The sequence below is a fragment of the Mesorhizobium sp. M7D.F.Ca.US.004.01.2.1 genome, assembly GCF_003997785.1.
Taxonomy (GTDB): Bacteria; Pseudomonadota; Alphaproteobacteria; order Rhizobiales; family Rhizobiaceae; genus Mesorhizobium; species Mesorhizobium loti.
On sequence record NZ_RZRQ01000133.1, the window covers coordinates 1 to 15,629 of the forward strand.

The 15,629-nt window shown below is 64.3% G+C and carries 14 protein-coding genes and 1 pseudogene; 11 read left to right on the forward strand and 4 right to left on the reverse strand.

The window, feature by feature from the left end:
• Together EN993_RS18730 and EN993_RS18735 are read right to left on the reverse strand one after the other, a co-directional pair.
• Window positions 1-238 (reverse strand): annotated as a pseudogene (locus EN993_RS18730) (glycosyl hydrolase family 5); the annotation flags it as partial.
• On the reverse strand, window positions 235-1,404 hold the full coding sequence (locus tag EN993_RS18735; RefSeq protein WP_127264517.1) for a DUF1972 domain-containing protein: 1,170 nt from the start codon (window positions 1,402-1,404) through the stop codon (window positions 235-237). The pseudogene EN993_RS18730 and the gene EN993_RS18735, both read right to left, overlap by 4 nt.
• Window positions 1,405-1,740: 336 nt before the next feature.
• On the opposite strand from EN993_RS18735, the gene EN993_RS18745 reads away from it, so the two are divergent.
• The 4 genes from EN993_RS18745 to EN993_RS18760 are packed head-to-tail and all read left to right on the forward strand — an operon-like array spanning window position 1,741 to window position 6,688.
• Window positions 1,741-2,910: a glycosyltransferase gene (locus EN993_RS18745; RefSeq protein ID WP_127264518.1), complete on the forward strand. Its 1,170-nt coding sequence runs from the start codon at window positions 1,741-1,743 to the stop codon at window positions 2,908-2,910.
• Window positions 2,907-4,214, forward strand: a complete 1,308-nt coding sequence (locus EN993_RS18750) for a hypothetical protein (RefSeq protein ID WP_109660524.1) — start codon at window positions 2,907-2,909, stop codon at window positions 4,212-4,214. The genes EN993_RS18745 and EN993_RS18750 overlap by 4 nt, the downstream gene beginning before the upstream one ends.
• Before the next feature lie 14 nt (window positions 4,215-4,228).
• Complete coding sequence (locus tag EN993_RS18755; RefSeq protein ID WP_127264519.1) at window positions 4,229-5,458, forward strand: GNAT family N-acetyltransferase; 1,230 nt, start codon at window positions 4,229-4,231, stop codon at window positions 5,456-5,458.
• Between the two features lie 42 nt (window positions 5,459-5,500).
• Complete coding sequence (locus EN993_RS18760) at window positions 5,501-6,688, forward strand: GNAT family N-acetyltransferase (RefSeq protein ID WP_245468903.1); 1,188 nt, start codon at window positions 5,501-5,503, stop codon at window positions 6,686-6,688.
• Window positions 6,689-7,180: 492 nt separating this feature from the next.
• Here the strand turns inward: EN993_RS18760 and EN993_RS18765 are convergent, their stop codons facing one another.
• Window positions 7,181-7,495, reverse strand: a complete 315-nt coding sequence (locus tag EN993_RS18765; RefSeq protein WP_109660530.1) for an EthD family reductase — start codon at window positions 7,493-7,495, stop codon at window positions 7,181-7,183.
• 222 nt (window positions 7,496-7,717) lie between these two features.
• Window positions 7,718-8,002, reverse strand: a complete 285-nt coding sequence (locus tag EN993_RS18770) for a hypothetical protein (protein WP_127373474.1) — start codon at window positions 8,000-8,002, stop codon at window positions 7,718-7,720.
• Here EN993_RS18770 and EN993_RS18775 point away from each other — a divergent pair.
• The 7 genes from EN993_RS18775 to EN993_RS18805 form a co-directional block, all read left to right on the forward strand.
• Entirely contained in the window at window positions 7,986-8,210 is a 225-nt protein-coding gene (locus EN993_RS18775; RefSeq protein ID WP_109660535.1) for a hypothetical protein, read from the forward strand. The two genes, EN993_RS18770 and EN993_RS18775, sit on opposite strands and share 17 nt — an antisense overlap.
• Window positions 8,211-8,253: 43 nt before the next feature.
• Window positions 8,254-10,755, forward strand: coding sequence for a DNA ligase D (gene ligD / locus EN993_RS18780; RefSeq protein ID WP_127264520.1), 2,502 nt, complete (start codon window positions 8,254-8,256; stop codon window positions 10,753-10,755).
• 354 nt (window positions 10,756-11,109) lie between these two features.
• On the forward strand, window positions 11,110-12,015 hold the full coding sequence (locus tag EN993_RS18785; protein WP_109660539.1) for a Ku protein: 906 nt from the start codon (window positions 11,110-11,112) through the stop codon (window positions 12,013-12,015).
• The gene (locus EN993_RS18790; protein ID WP_127264521.1) at window positions 12,012-13,133 is read left to right on the forward strand and encodes a tetratricopeptide repeat protein; all 1,122 of its coding nucleotides are present in this window, start codon (window positions 12,012-12,014) and stop codon (window positions 13,131-13,133) included. Before EN993_RS18785 ends, EN993_RS18790 begins: the two co-directional genes overlap by 4 nt.
• 48 nt (window positions 13,134-13,181) lie before the next feature.
• Window positions 13,182-13,826, forward strand: coding sequence for an alpha/beta fold hydrolase (locus EN993_RS18795; RefSeq protein WP_127264522.1), 645 nt, complete (start codon window positions 13,182-13,184; stop codon window positions 13,824-13,826).
• Between the two features lie 4 nt (window positions 13,827-13,830).
• On the forward strand, window positions 13,831-14,601 hold the full coding sequence (locus EN993_RS18800) for an exodeoxyribonuclease III (RefSeq protein WP_127264523.1): 771 nt from the start codon (window positions 13,831-13,833) through the stop codon (window positions 14,599-14,601).
• A gap of 151 nt (window positions 14,602-14,752) precedes the next feature.
• On the forward strand, window positions 14,753-15,629 hold an 877-nt coding region (locus EN993_RS18805; protein ID WP_127264524.1), incomplete at its 3' end, for a hypothetical protein.

A 15,629-nucleotide genomic window follows, 5' to 3' on the forward strand; every position in this document is an offset into this window, starting at 1 on the left:
GCAGCCGACCAAGGTCGTCTGGTGTCGGCACCGGCCGCTGCGACTGGAAGGGCGGCCAGTCATAGTCGGTGCGGGGTGCCGGAAATTCGCGCGTCAGCGAAAACCAGGGCCAGGCGTTGACGCCGCGCCGAAACTGCGGCCCGGCGGCGCGGGCGGTCGGCGCGATCGGGAGCGAGCCAAGGGCCGCCGCCGTGGACAGCGCCGTCCGCAGCACCCGCCGGCGCGACCAGCCTCTCATACAGTTCCGTGCGATGCGTGATCCATCGCGGTGGTCTTGGCGGCGGTCACGCCGAGCAAGCGGTAGGCTTCATTTTCATAGGCAAGCAGGACATCATCCCAGCGGAAGGCTTCGCGGGCGCGCGCCCTGGCGGCAGCGCCGCAGGTCTTGACCAGGTCATCATCGTCCAGCGCCTGCTGCATCCGCTCGGCGCAACTGTCCTTGTCGGTGAAGTAGACCGCGGCCGCTCCCGCGGTCCACCTGTTGTAGGGATTGTCGTGCGCGATCACCATGTTGCCGGCCGCCAGCGCCTCGACCAGCGACGGGTTGGTGCCGCCGACCGTGTGGCCGTGCAGATAGGCGCGGGCGTGGAAGCGCAGCGCCTTCACCGTTGCCTGGTCGTAGATGGCACCCGGCAGGACCACCGAGCCGTTCGCCGCCTTGCGGATGGCGGCATGGTAGGGGATGTCGTCGGACAGCGTTCCCAGCACCACCAGCTTCATGTCGCGCTTGGCGGAGCAGAAGGCTTCGACGATCGGCAGGATGTTGTTGTCGGGTTCGATGCGCGCGATCGAGACCAGATAGCGCCCGGGCTCGAGGCCGAGCGCCCGCACCGGCGCTTCCGGCGCCGATGTCACCGGATCGGCGCCATAGGCGATGGTGGCGATGGCGCTGCGCGGCCGGCGCGTCGCCAGGTGATCGGCGATGGCGGGATGATCGGCGACCAGCCGATGCGAGGCCCACGCGCCGATCCATTCGTTGAGCCAGAACCAGGTGCGCGCCGCCATGCCCCATTTGGGGCGGCGCCACTCGATGCCGTCCATGTTGGTGAAGATCTTGCGCCGCTTCAGCCTGAGCCAGGTCAGGAAGATCGCGCCATTGTAGCCGAGCACCAGGCAGACGCCCGGCCGGCTGGCGGCGTCGCGGACGCATTGCCAGTCGAATTCCAATGTCGCGCGCGGCCCCTTGGAGGCAACCTGGATGTGAATGAGCTCGATGCCGCGCCAGGTTTCGCTGCGCACCCGCTGGTCGATCCGCTCGACCTCATCCTGGCAATAGACGGCGACCTTCCAGCCTCGCCCGACAAGAAACAGCGCCAGTCTTTCGGCAAAGGTTTCAAAGCCGCCATGGGCCGCGGGTATGCCGCGGGTCCCCAGGATCAGAATGGCGGGCGTCTCTGGCTTCATGGCTGGTGGCACTTTCGGATGCTATATATTAGCTGCTGCTTAATTCTTAGGAAGCAGGTGGCAACTTCCATGCCATCCGCCGATTTTCGGCGTACTGGCGGGTGATCATCGCGTGGGGTTGTAAAAAAACGGTGTTGAACCCGGTGGTTGTTTCATTCTCGGTCAACCCTTCTGTGCGTAGCTGTATCGAAACGAGGCATTGCCAGGGTCGTGCGGCCGATAGCCGGGCATATCGAACTGATAGCCGGGCATATCGAACCAGGCATGATTCTTGCGGCAAGGATTCTGCACACCCTCGTCGAGCGCGATGGTAGCAGCACCTGGCGGGATACAAAGATGCGGATTGCCTGTGTTCATCAGGGCTATGAACTCTATGGTTCCGACCGCAGCTTCGCGGAGAGCGTTGCTGCGTTGCGCGCCGCGTTTCCGTCGGCCGACATCGAGGTGGTCTTGCCGCGCAGCGGGCCGATCGTACAGATCCTGGAAACGCATGCCAGCCGCATCGTCTTTGAACCGCTCTGGGTGCTGAGGCGTCAGGCCATAGCGCGCCTTGCGACGGTCGAGATGGCGCGATTGCCTATTGCCGTGTTCAGGGCGTGGCGGCGCCTCAGGGAATGCGACCTCGTCTATGTCAACACCTCGATCGTGGCCGACTATGCGCTGGCCGCGCGCTTGCTGCCTCACAAGGCCGTCCTGCACATCCACGAAATCCCCGAAGGCGCCATGCGCAGGATACTCGTCGGCCTGATGCACTGGAGCCATGCGGATCTGATCTTCAACTCGCGCGCAACGCGCGCCGCGTTCGGCGATCCCAAGACCGCGCGCACGCATGTCGTCTACAACGGCGTTGCCGGGCCGGCGGCGGTCGAACCGACCACCTATGACGGCAAGCGCCCGTTGCGGGTGCTGCTGCTCGGCCGCATCAACCGGATCAAGGGGCAGGAGATCCTGCTGGAGGCGATCGCCGCGATGCCGGCGGAACTCCAGTCGAGGATCGAGGTGCGGCTGGTCGGCGGCGCCTTCGAAAGCACCGAGCGCGAGCGCGCTTTGGCCGAACTGGTCGAGACGATGGGTCTCACCGGGCGCGTCAGCGTCTTGCCCTTCGTGCCTGACCCTTCGGAGCATTACCGCTGGGCCGATATCGTCACCGTGCCGTCGCGGCGTCCCGAATCGCTCGGGCGCGTCGCCATCGAGGCAATGGCCTATGGCCGGCCGCCGCTGGTGTCGGCGATCGGCGGGCTCGTGGAAGTGGTCAGCGACGGCGAGACCGGCTGGCATGTTCCGCCCGGCGACGCAGCAGCCCTTGCCGCGAAATTGCAGGAGATTATCCTGTGGCCGCAGGCTTGGCGCGGTTTTGTCGCTGCCGGTCGCGCGCGCTACGAGGCAATCTTTTCAGAGCCGGTCGCGGCCGCCGCGATCGCCGCGATCGCCGCCGACAAGCTCAAGACGACCATGGCGCGACCGGGCCGGGCGCGGGCTGCCCGCCAAGCGGAGACACGGCCGTGAAGTTTGCGTTCCCGAGCCATCTGGTTCGACGCCTCGTGCTGATGATCGGCGGCGAGGCGATGCAGAGCGGCTTTCACTTTGCCCTCAACATCATGCTGTTGCACATGCTGTCGGCGCAAGGCTACGGCCTCTTCGCCATTGGCATGGTGATGGGCGGCGTCGGCCTGTCCTACATCAGGTCGCTCACCGCCGTTCCCGCCAGCATCTGGATGAGCAAAAGCACCAACAGCGCAGGCGTCGATGCCTATGACGTGGCGTTTGGAACGGCAGCGCTGATCGTGGCGTTGCTGATGGCCGTCGGTACGGCTGTTCTGATGCATCTGCTTGGCGATCCAAGCGGAATTGCCGCCGGCTGCTTCGTCGGCGCCTGGTCGTTGCGCAGCCATATGCGCACGGCTTTCTTCGCCCGTCGCCAGCAGGTGGTCGTTTCCATCAGCGACGGCGCTTTTACAATCGCCGGCATTGTCCTGACCGGGCTGACGATCTGGAAGGTCCAGGACCCGCTGCAGACCGTGTTCTATGCACTTGCCGCGGCAAATGTGTTCGGCATTTTCGTCCTGGTCCGACTGGCTCGGCGCACACTTCGCATCAGCTTCCGCATGCCGACGCGGCGACGCTATATCGGGCTCTGGCACCAGCTGCGCTGGTCGGCGTTCAGCGCGACCACCACCAACATCCAGGGGCAATGTCTGGCGCTGCTGGTCGCTGGCATTGCCGGGCCTGCCGCCTACGCGCCGCTGGCGGCGGTCCTGGTGCTGTTTGCCCCGCTGCGCATCATCAGTCTTGCTTTCGTCAACATGACGCAGCCGGATCTTGCCAGGCTGATGCGCAACAACGAAACAGGCCGTGTCTGGGCGCAGGCAAAGATCTGGGCGCTCGTCATGGGGCTCGGCGGGCTGGTTTATGGATGCGCCATCATGTTCGTCCTGCCGATGATAAAATCCCAGGCCCTCCAGGACGCCTCGGTCGGATTCATCGGGATTTTCGTGATCGCGAATTTTGTCCCGATCATGCTCTATATCATGCCCCGCATCGTGCTTGAGATACTCGGCGATTTCCGGATCGTCGCGTTCACCACGCTGGGCGGGGCGGTCGTCGGGCTGGTGCTGATCGCGATCCTGCTGGCGATTGCGTCGCCGCCGTGGGCGCTGGTGGGTTCCGCCATGTCCGAGATCTTCGTGCTCGCGGCATCATGGTATTTCGCACATCACCGCATATGGAATCTCGAGCATCCGGATGAGGCGCGCGACAGCCGATTGGGTTCGTGGCGGCGGGCGGTCTCGTTCGCGACGGCAAAACGATAGGAGAAGATGAAGATATGGCAGGCCAGGCAGTGCAAAGTGCTGCGGCGACCGGCTTGCCCGAAGGGCAGGTCCCCAATCCCGCAACCGTCGCCGCGAACCACGCCTATACGGCGCGATTGCACACCAGCCTGGAAGCGGCCAGGCCGCTCTGGCTGCGCTACGAGGCGGACGGTGTGTGCACCGCCCACCAGCACTATGCGTGGGCCGAGGGAATCGTCGCGCGGCTGATGCCGAAAGGTGCGGACGTGCTTATCGTAGAGGTGAACGACGCCGCAACGGGCGCGCCCCGTATGCTGGTGCCGCTGATGCGGCGAGCGGCCTTCCGCCATCGAGTGATCGAATGGCTGAGCTGTGGCGTTTGCGACTATTCGGCACCGCTGCTGGCCGACGCGAGTCCGTGGACGCGGCAATCCGCACAGGCCGCGTGGGCCGCGGTGCGTTCCGTGCTGCCGCCGGCGGACCGCATCAACATCACGGGAATTCCGCAATTGATCAGCGGCGTCGCCAATCCGCTGGCCTTGCTCGCGGCTACGCGCGATTCCCTCCATACCAGCTTCGGCCTCGCTATCGACGGCGACCCGGAAACCGTCCTCAAGCGTCTATGCAGGCCATCCTTCGTCAAGGCATTCAACAAGGACTGGCGCCGGATCGAACGGCTCGGCGGCGTGGAACTGGTCGAGGCCAACACACCGGCCCTGGTGGAGCTCATCTTCGGCAGCCTTGTGCGGATGCGGCTCAGCCGCTTTCGCGAATTGGGCCGTTTCGACCTGCTGACGCAGGGGACGGTTGTCGATTTCTACCGAAACGCCGCTCTCGAGGGGCTCTCGGATGGATCGGTGCGGCTCTTCGGGCTGCGCGTTGGTGAAGCTCTGATCGCAGTCCAATACCTGCTGGTCCATCAAGTTACTGTTCATGCTCTGCTGATATCAATCGACCAGGGCGCGGTGCCCAACGTCTCACCGGGACTTCTGATCATGGGCAAGTTGATGAGCTGGGCGCGCGAGAAGGGTTTCGACTATTTCGACCTGTCGGTAGGCAACCAGAGCTACAAGGAACATATGGGCGCCACGGGTTCGGCCCTGCGCGAGCTTTGCCACGGGATCACGGTGCGGGGCAATGCCGTGAGCACCGCGCTCGAGGTCCGCAACCGGACCGAGGTGTTCGTGCGCTCCAAACCTCGGCTGCTCAAGACGATCCAGGGACTGATGCGGGGTTTGCGGCGCTTGCGTGGAGGGCCGGAATGACAGGACAAGCACGTGGCAAGCCGGGCAATGCAAGTGGTTGCGATGACGGACGATGGGCCGGTTTTTCCGATTGCCGCCAGCGCCGGCGCCGGCGCGTGCTATACGGCGCGGCTGCACACCAGCTTTGAGACCGTCAAGCCGCTCTGGCTGCAACACCAGGCGGATGGCGTCTGCACCGCCCATCAGCACTACGCGTGGGTCGAGGGAATCGCCGCACGGCTGATGCCCAAAGACGCGGACCTGCTCTTCGTCGAGGTGAGTGACGCAGCGACGGGCGCGCCGGCCATGCTGCTGCCGCTGATGCGGCGCCGGGCCCGCGGCCACCACGTGATCGAATGGCTAAGCTGCCGCGTGTGCGACTATTCGGTGCCGCTGCTGGCGGATGCGAGAGCGTGGACCAGGCAGAGTGCCGACGCCGTCTGGGCGGCGGTCCGTGCCGTGCTACCGCCGGCCGATCGCATCCATATCGCGGGAATCCCGCAGCAGGTCCACGGCGTGGCCAATCCGCTGGCGCTGCTTTCGGTGGCGCGCGGTTCCATCCAGATCACCTCCGGCCTTGTCCTGCATGGCGAACCGGAGACGCTCATCAAGCGCATCTGCAAGCCGTCCTTCGCCAAGACCTTCCACAAGCAGTGCCGCGCCTTCGAACGGCGTGTCGGCCTCGCTCTGGTCGAGGCCGACACGCCTGATCTGACCGAGGAGCTTTTCGACACGCTGCTGGAACTGCGGCTGAAGCGCTTTCGCGAGCTTGGGCGTTTCGACCTCCTGACGCAGGCCCCGGTCGTCGACTTCTACCGCCACGCGGCGCTGCAAGGCCTGTCCGACGGATCGGTGCGGCTGTTCGGGCTGCGCGTCGGTGAAGCCTGGCTCGCCTCCATCTACGTGCTGGCCAGAAAAGGCACGCTTCACGCTCTTCTGCTCGGCATCGACCAGAACGCGGTCGCCAATGTCTCACCCGGCCTGACGATGATGGGCAAGCTGATGATGTGGGCGCGCGGACAGGGGTTCGACTATTTCGACCTGTCGGTCGGCAGCCAGGGCTACAAGGAACATATCGGTGCCGCGAGCTCGGTTCTGGCCGAGATTTGCGAACCGATGACGCTGCGGGGCAGGGCTGCGAACGCAGCCATTTTGCTAAGCAGCCGGACCGAGCTTTACGTGCGCTCCAATCCGCGGCTGCTCAAGGCCGTCCGGAGCCTGATGAGCCGCTTGCGGCGATTGAAGGACTGAAGCTGGCCGCATTCGAACTCGCGGAGCCCGCCAAGGCGGCCGCGCCTGACCGCCCCGGCAAGGACGTTCTCGCTGAGGACATTTCAGGGGTGGCTTGACAAAGCACTGGTGCATGCCCCACTTGCCGCGGCCATTTGGGGCTTTGGGGATTTCGATGAAAAAGACTTACGAAAAGCCGACGCTCAACAAGCGTCAGCAGCTCTCGCGCGTCACAGCGGTGTTCGCCGGGTCGGCACCACAACCAACCTGACAGGCTAACAGCCGTTCGGCGATCGCGACCATCAAACCCGCCGCCGCAAGGCGGCGGTTTTTTTGTCCTCTGATCCCGGTACAAAGCGTATGATCTCGAACAATTTCGGGAACACCGCATATCGATCCGTTCCAGCATCCACCGGCGCGTTGCTCAATCGCCTGAGATCGTGGACGGCGACAAGAACAAGCTCCTGCTGGGGGCGTTCATGCGCCTGTAGCCTTGCCCAGCAAACCAACGCTTCACATCGCCTCCGACTCGAAAAGCAGCATCATGGCATCGTCGTCTTCAGGCGCGTATTTGCGCCGGTCGACGGCGCAGGCCTTGCCGATCTCGCTGGCAAATGCCGCACGAATGGCGTCCAGGCTGTCGAAATAGAGGGTCGCGACGAGGTAGGGCATCTCGCCCGGCGACAGGTTCACGATCGGCCGCTTGCTGACATCATAGCGCCGCAGGCCGGGAAGCTGTTTTGCGAGCGGCAGATGGATGTCGAAATAGTGCCGGTCGAAGGCGGCCGGATCGGCCGGTGTTTTGTAGATGACAAGCATTTTGGCCATGGGGTGCTCCCTTTGTCTCGCATGATCGGCGCTGCGATGTTCGTTGGCGCCACACCAGTGTCGTTCGCGAAGAGCGGATTTCGACAAAGGGGGCGGATTTTTCGCAAGACCGACAGCATGACGCCGTCCCCTGGTGATATTTCGCGCACCGCCTTGCCTGCCGATAAGCAGCTGATGTGCGGTCGCGTGGGCGATTTATGAAAAGCCGACGCTGAGCAAGCGTCAGCAACTCTCCCGCGTCACGGCGATATCGATCCCGTCAGCAACCTGACAGGCAAATCGCCGTTCGAGGATCGCGATCATCAAACCCGCCGCCGCAAGGCGGCGTTTTGCATGGCCCAGGTGCAGCAGACGGCACCGCGCCACCGCGCACAATATCAGCCGTTTGCACCGAAATTGACAGGAGATCGCGTCTCCGTCATCCTTGAGCCCAGTCGCCAGGCTGCGGACAGCGGCCGCGTTGCGTGTCAGGGCGACCGAGGGCAGTGTCATGGTCAGTCCCGTCATCGGCCAGAATTCCAAGCGCGCCGCGGTGCGCAAGGCGCTCGACCGCCACAAGGTCTACATCACCGCGCAGAGCTTTTCGGCCGGCACCTACCAGGCCCGCGTCCTGGTCGACGGCGAGGCTTACTGGGTCGACGAATTCCGGTTGAGCCAGCTGCAGCAGGGACTGTCGCCGGCGGAGCTCGAGTTGACGCCGGCCACTGACGATTGAGCGTGACTGGCGTGTTCCTGGCCGCCGTGCTTCGCTCCTGGTCATGACAACTCCACCAAAACTCAAAGCCTATCGCGCCAAGCGCGAATTCTCGAAGACGCCGGAACCGGCCGGTGGGCTCATTGCCGGCGACGGCAACCGCTTCGTCGTCCACAAGCACCACGCCACCGCAGACCACTATGATCTGCGCCTGCAGGTCGGCGATGTCTTGAAGAGCTGGGCGGTGCCGCGCGGGCCTTCGCTCAATCCGGCCGACAAAAGGCTGGCGGTCCAGACCGAGGACCATCCGCTCGAATATATCGACTTCGAGGGCGTCATTCCCGAGGGCGAGTATGGCGGCGGGCCGATGATCGTCTGGGATACCGGCACCTGGGCGCCGATGGACGACGTCGAAAAAAGTTTCAAGACCGGCGCCTTCAAGTTCCGGCTGGCCGGCGACAAGCTCAATGGCGGCTGGATGCTGACCAGGCTGAAGCCCAAGCCCGGCGAAGACGAGAACAAGAAAAACTGGCTGCTGTTCAAGGAGCGCGACCTTGCCGCCGACACCGCGCTCGACATCCTCGAAGCGCGGCCGGAAAGCGTCAAATCCGGATTGCGCATCGAGGAGCTGGTGGCGCCGGCGAAACCGGCCGCCAAACCCGCACCCAGGCAGGGTTCGCTGAAGCCGGGCACGCTGCCGGGCGCATTCAAGGCGCCGGCACTCAGCCGCATCGAGCCGCAGCTGGCGACGCAGGTGCCGAAACCGCCCGATGGCGAGGATACCAAGGGCGGTACAGGCGAGGTCTGGCTGCATGAGATCAAATTCGACGGCTACCGCACCATGGCACATCTCACCGAGGGCGTGGTCAAGCTGATCACCCGTGGCGGCATCGACTGGACGAAGCGCTATGGCGACCTGCCGCATGCCTTCGCCAAGCTGCCGTGCCGCGATGCCATCATCGATGGCGAGATCGTCGTGCTCGACGCCAAGGGCATCAGCCGCTTCGCGCTGCTGCAGGATGCGCTGGCCGAGGGCGCCGGCAGCAGGCTGCACTTCTACGCCTTCGACCTTCTTTATCTCGACGGCTGGGACCTGACCAAGGCGCCGCTCATCCGGCGCAAGGCGCTGCTGGCGCAGATGCTGTCCGGCCTCGGCGCCAATTCTGCCATCCAGTTCTCCGATCATGTCGAGGGCTCGGGGCAGGGGCTCTACGACCAGGCGTCGGAACTCGGGCTGGAGGGCGTCGTCTCCAAGCGCGCCACCGCGACCTACCAGAGCGGCCGCACCAAGAGCTGGACCAAGACCAAGGCGCTGCAAAGCGGCGTTTTCGTCATTGCCGGCTACACCACCTCGGACGCGGCGGAGGGGCTGGCAGCCCTCGGGCTTGCCGAATTCGAGGACGGCGAATTGCATTATCGCGGCAAGGTCGGCACCGGCTTCGACAGCGAAACCGCTGCCGAGCTGCTTGCCCGGCTGGAGCCGCTCACATCAGGCGCGTCCGCACCGGAAGGCGCGCCGCGCGAAATCATGCGCGAGATGAACTGGGTCAAGCCGCTGCTCTCGGCCCGCATCCACTACGCCAACCGCACATCGGACAATGCTCTGCGCCACGCGGTGTTTCGCGGCTTGCGCGATGTCGGCCTGTCGACGCCGGTGTCCTCGACACGCAAGCGGCTCATCTCAGAGGCTGATCTGGCCACCATCTGGGTGACCAATCCGACGCGGCGGCTGTTCGGCAAGACCGGCCCGACAAAGCTCGACATCGCCGTCTACTACGCGTTGGTCGGCGACTTCATGCTGCCGCATATCCTCGGCCGGCCGGTGTCGCTGGTGCGCTGCCCGACCGGCCTGCCGAAGGACTGTTTCTTCCAGCGCCATGCCTTCACCGGCATGCCGCCCTCGGTGGTGACGTTCGAGGCGACCAATTCCGAGGGCGAGACCAAATCCTACCTCTCGGTCGAGGGAGCAAAAGGGTATCTGGCGCTGGCGCAGTTCGGCGTCGTCGAGTTCCACACCTGGGGCACGCATCGCACCAGCCTCGACAGACCCGACCAGATCGTCTTCGACCTCGACCCGGGCGAGGGGATCACCTGGCGCGAAGTGGTCGAGGCTGCGGTGCACATCAAGGGCGAACTGGAGGGGCTGGGGCTGGTGCCCTTCGCCAAGACCTCCGGCGGCAGCGGCATCCACATCACGGTGCCGGTGACGTGCAAGCAGAACTGGAAGAAGCTGCACCAGGCGACCAGCGCCATATCAACGCATCTGACGGCAACCGCGCCCGACACCTTCACCACCACCATGGGCAAGGACAATCGCAAGAAGCGCATCTTCATCGACTATCACCGCAATGCGCGCGCCCACACTTCGGCGGCACCTTACTCGCTGCGCGCCCGCACCAATCTGCCGGCCTCGACGCCGGTGAGCTGGAGCGATCTCGAATCCATCGATGCGCCGCAGGATCTGAACTATTCCTCGCTGCCGGGCTTGCTGGCAACGTCGGGCGATCCATGGGCGGAGATCGAGGACTTTGCGCGGGATTTGCCGGTGTTCGAGGGGGCGAGGTAGATCATTCGTGATGGCGCGACCCTCTCACATTCGTCATCTTAGGGTCTGCGCCGCGTCGCTTCGCTCCTTGCTCCGGCCTAGGATGACGAAGGGAAGGACGGCCACTTCCTCAACCTCCATCGACGCTTCATACAATTTGAATTATCCTCCCGTCCGCGACCCCTTCGGCGAGCTAAAAGATTTCGTCAGGGATTTTCCTGTATTGTGCGGGGTCGGTGTAGGATTTGCGCAAGCTCGTTCGTCCTTCGGACGAAAAGCGCTGCAGAGAGCATGATCCCGAAAAGTGGGAACCGGTTTTCGGATAAGATCATGCTCAAGCTAAAATGTCAGTGCGTGGCCGCGTAGGAGTGTTTCATGGCGCCCAGGGCAAGTTGGAAAGGTTACCTCAAACTCAGCCTCGTGAGCTGTCCGGTGCGGCTATACCCCGCCACCAGCGCGAGCGAGCGCATCAGCTTCAACCAGCTGCACAAGAAGACCCACAACCGCATCAACATGAAGCCGGTCGACCCGGAACTCGGGCTGGTCGAGCGCACGGATCTGGTCAAGGGCTACGAATACGAGGACAAGCAGTACATCATCATCGATGATGCCGACCTCGACGCGGTGCGCATTGAATCCAACCATACGATGAACATCGAGGCCTTCGTCGACGAGGGCGAGGTCGACGTCATCTACCAGGATGCGCCATACTATCTGGCGCCCGACGGCGCGATGGCCGAAGAAACCTTCGCCGTGCTGCGCGAAGCGATGCGCAAATCCGGCAAGCTGGCGATCGCCCGCCTGGTGCTGTCGAGCCGCGAGCGGGTGGTGACGATCGGCGCCCGCGAGAACGGCATGTTCGTGTGCACATTGAGGAACCCGAACGAAGTGCGCGGCACGGCTGAATATTTCGGCAACATCCCGGCCGGAAAACCCGATGCCGAAATGCTGCAGCTAGCCGAAGCGCTGATCAAGCAGAAGGAAACCACCTTCGATCCGAAGAACTACGAGGACCGCTACGAGGCGGCGCTCATGACGATGATCCGCGAGAAGCTGAAAGGCCACAAGCCGATCATCGCGGCGGCACCCGAGCGTGGCAATGTCATTAATCTGATGGATGCGTTGAAGGCGAGCCTGTCGCAATCGAAACCGCCGGCCAAGTCGAAGAGCAAGGCCGACGAAGTGGCAAAGCCAGCCGCGAAGAAGGTGGCAGCGGGTGGTGCTGCTGAAAATCCGCTGAAGGCCAATCTGCTGAAGGCGGTCGGCAAGAGCAAGAAATGAGGGCACAAGCGGTCCTGGGGGCTGTCTTCGGTACCATCGGCGCGCTGGCGGCGTTTCCGCTCAGGCTGGCGGCACGCGAGGTCGAGCGCCAGCACGGCCAGCTGCGGCGCGGCGTCACCAGGCGCACCACGCATGTCGTGTTCGGCCGGACATTGTTGGCCAAGGCCGGGCTCTCCAGGAACGGTGATGTCGGGATCGAGCGCCGTGTCGCCGCCGAGCGCGGAGCCGCGCACAAGCTCCTCAGCGAGAACGGTTTCCTGCGCCTGCTCGGGTTAATGAAGGCGCCGGAGGCGTCTTCGCTGTCCAGGCAATCGCTGATCGAGCAATCGCGGCTATCGGGCGCCGACCTCGACCTGTTGTCGCTGTTCGATGCCTTCGAGCATGACGCAGAACCCTATTCCTTCCGCGACCTGATCCTGGCGCGCAAATATGCCGGGCTCATCGCCGGCGGTGCGACATGGGGCGCGATCGCGCGCTCCGTCCATCGCTCCGGCCCGGTGGCGTCGCTGACCGCGAAGTCGCTCAATGTCGGCTCGCAGCATGGGCGCGCCGACGCGATCTATCTCGAGGGTGGGCAGAGCGAACTCGACGGCCAGTTGTTGTTCGATTTGGGCACCGCCGGGGCAGAGGGCGACGACACGCTGGAAGAGCTCTTCGCTGAAGCGGAAGCGGCGGAGGAGGGCGGCGACCATGAAGGCGCTGCCGCACTCTACCAACGCTGCCTGGCCATCGACCCGAGCGATGCGATCGCCGCCTTCAACCGCGCCAACTGCCTGCGCGCCGGCGGCCACGCGGCTGATGCCGCGCACGACTATATCAGCGCGATAAAACTGGACCCGGCCTTCGTCGAGGCCTGGTTCAACCTGGCAGGGCTGATGAGCGAGCAAGGCCGCGAGGCTTCGGCGCGGAGGCATTTGCAGAAGGCGATCGCGCTCGACAAGAATTACGCCGATCCGGTGTTCAACCTCGCGAGGCTCGAATTCGATGCCGGCAATCTGCTGGAGGCGCGGCGGCTGTGGGTGCGCTATCTCGAGCTCGACGCGGGGTCCGAATGGGCGAGGGTTGCAGCCAAGGGGGTTCAGTTCGTGGATATGCAACTGGCGCGGACGGCGGGGTGAGGGGGATGCTGGCGTGAAGGAACTCGGCTTTTATTGGAAGGCCGCCCCATGACCACCTTCCTCTTCGACGGCGACGACACCGCGCCCATCACCATCCTGCTCGCGCATGGCGCCGGCGCGTCGATGGATTCCCCCTCGATGACCGCCGCCGCCAAGGCACTGGCCGCGGCTGGCTTCCAGGTCGCCCGCTTCGAATTCCACTATATGGCTGCCCGCCGCTATGGCCACCGCAAGCCGCCGCCGCGGGCCGAGACGGTGAACCCGGAATATGTCAAGGCGATCGCCGATCTCAGGGCCAAGGGCGTGTCTGGTCCGCTCATCATCGGCGGCAAGTCGATGGGCGGGCGCGTCGCCTCGATGGTCGCCGACGAGATGTTTGCCAAGGGCGAGATTTCAGGGCTCATCTGCCTCGGATATCCCTTCCACCCGCCGGCCAAGCCGGAGCAATTGCGGACAAAACATCTGGCCGGGTTGAAGACGCCAACGCTGATCTTCCAAGGCACACGCGACGAGTTCGGCACGCAGGATGAGGTTGCCGGCTATGTGCTGTCCGAGGGCATCGAGATCCACTGGCTGGAGGACGGCGACCATGACCTCAAGCCGCGCAAGAGCATCTCCGGATTTTCGACCGCCGATCATTTGAAGACGCTGGCCGAGGCGGTGAAGGCGTGGTCGGGTCGGATCGTTTCCTGAAGCGATGAAGATCGCCTCCTTCAACATCAACAACATCAACAGCCGGCTGGAAAACCTGCTGGCATGGCTGGTTGTCTCAAAACCCGATGTCGTCTGCCTGCAGGAGCTGAAGGCGCGCGCCATGCAGTTTCCGCGCTCGGCCCTTGCGGCTGCCGGCTATGGCGCGGTGTGGAAGGGTGAGCCGACCTGGAACGGCGTTGCGATCCTGGCGCGGGGGTCGGAACCGGTGCTGACCCGCGATGCCTTGCCCGGCGACGATGCCGACAAGCAGAGCCGCTACATCGAGGCGGCGGTGAATGGCATTGTCATCGCTTGCCTCTATGCGCCGAACGGCAATCCGCAGCCGGGACCAAAATTTCAATACAAGCTGGCGTGGCACGAGCGGCTGGAGGCGCACGCCGAACAGCTGCTCGACACCGGCCTGCCGGTAGTGCTGGCCGGCGACTACAACATCGTGCCCGAGCCACGCGACATCTATGCCACCCGCTCCTATGACGACAACGCGCTGGTGCAGCCGGAAAGCCGGGCTTCCTTCGCCACCTTGCTCGCGCAGGGCTGGACGGATGGCCTGCGCAAGAAGCATCCGCAGGAGACGCTCTACACCTTCTGGGATTATCGCCGTAACCGCTGGCCGCGCGATGCCGGGCTTCGGCTCGACCACATCCTGCTGTCGAAGAAACTGGCGCGGCGCCTGACCGCCGCGGGCATCGACCGCGACGTGCGCGGTGAGGACGGCGCCAGCGACCATGCGCCGGTGTGGGTGGAATTGAAGTAAGGCGACCTTCAAGCCTCTGCGGCCGCGGTCTCCTTTTGCTGCCGCCAGCGTCGTCTGTGCAGCGACGTTAACGCAGGCTAGTCTGTTGCAAAGTGCTCCAACGCAGCCGGTTTGCCCATGATCACCAACAAGACCTGTGGATCGAGGCCCCATGTTTGACCTCGGCCCTGTCGGGATCGTGCTTGCCATCGTGGTGCTTGCGGCTGCTGCTGCCGTGTTCCGGTTGTTGTGGCAGAGGCGCAGCCGCCGCAAGGGGCGGCGGCTGGCCAATCCGGCTGACGATTACTCTGTTCGCAGCGATTGGAGCGGCAGCGGCGGCACTTTGAACTATTCGTCCTTCGTTTATTTCGACGTCGATCGCGACGGCAAATACGGCGTCGGAGACCGGCCGATGGCCGGGATCATGGTGCGGCTGTATGACGAGGCCGGCAAGTTCACCGCTTCAGCGCGCACCAACAATGCCGGCTTTGCCAACTTTCCTATGTCGGTGAAACGCAGAAAGGCCGTGATCCGCGCGCCAGGCAACTGGCGCTTTGCGGTTTCAGTGCCGCCCGGCTGGCAGGCGAAAAGCGAAAACGACATCCAGTCCCGACACCTCCTGTCGATGCCGGGTTCGCCGGCCGGGCTGGTGTCGCACGAGATGCTGCAGCCGGTCGGGCTGGCGCCACCCCGGCGCCTCGGCGGGCGCGTTGGCGGTGACGGATCGGCGATCCTCTCGGTGATGAGAAACGGACACGTGCTGGAGACGCGGCCGCTGGCGCCAGGTGCTGCCTTCAGCGTCGATGTGAGTGATGACGCCGACACGGTCAGCATCAGTGGCGGCGGCCTTGAGCGGCGGCTGGCGCTGTCGCCCTATCCGGCCGATCTCGGCCTGCTGTCGCCGCAGACCGCTTGCATTGCCGCTGACGCCGCCCTGGAAACGATCGATTTCGACGATGTGACGTCTCGCACCTTCAGGAAAATTCCGTCCGGCCATGCCGGGTTGGCGTGGCGCAATCTGAATGCGATGGCGCGCGACTACACCAAGG

Bases quoted from the DNA above. Each gene is read 5' to 3' on its own strand.
- EN993_RS18735 (WP_127264517.1), bottom strand. From the start codon at position 1,404: ATGAAGCCAGAGACGCCCGCCATTCTGATCCTGGGGACCCGCGGCATA.
- EN993_RS18745 (WP_127264518.1), top strand. From the start codon at position 1,741: ATGCGGATTGCCTGTGTTCATCAGGGCTATGAACTCTATGGTTCCGAC.
- EN993_RS18755 (WP_127264519.1), top strand. From the start codon at position 4,229: ATGGCAGGCCAGGCAGTGCAAAGTGCTGCGGCGACCGGCTTGCCCGAA.
- EN993_RS18760 (WP_245468903.1), top strand. From the start codon at position 5,501: ATGACGGACGATGGGCCGGTTTTTCCGATTGCCGCCAGCGCCGGCGCC.
- EN993_RS18765 (WP_109660530.1), bottom strand. From the start codon at position 7,495: ATGGCCAAAATGCTTGTCATCTACAAAACACCGGCCGATCCGGCCGCC.
- EN993_RS18775 (WP_109660535.1), top strand. From the start codon at position 7,986: ATGGTCAGTCCCGTCATCGGCCAGAATTCCAAGCGCGCCGCGGTGCGC.
- EN993_RS18770 (WP_127373474.1), bottom strand. From the start codon at position 8,002: ATGACGGGACTGACCATGACACTGCCCTCGGTCGCCCTGACACGCAAC.
- ligD (WP_127264520.1), top strand. From the start codon at position 8,254: ATGACAACTCCACCAAAACTCAAAGCCTATCGCGCCAAGCGCGAATTC.
- EN993_RS18785 (WP_109660539.1), top strand. From the start codon at position 11,110: ATGGCGCCCAGGGCAAGTTGGAAAGGTTACCTCAAACTCAGCCTCGTG.
- EN993_RS18790 (WP_127264521.1), top strand. From the start codon at position 12,012: ATGAGGGCACAAGCGGTCCTGGGGGCTGTCTTCGGTACCATCGGCGCG.
- EN993_RS18795 (WP_127264522.1), top strand. From the start codon at position 13,182: ATGACCACCTTCCTCTTCGACGGCGACGACACCGCGCCCATCACCATC.
- EN993_RS18800 (WP_127264523.1), top strand. From the start codon at position 13,831: ATGAAGATCGCCTCCTTCAACATCAACAACATCAACAGCCGGCTGGAA.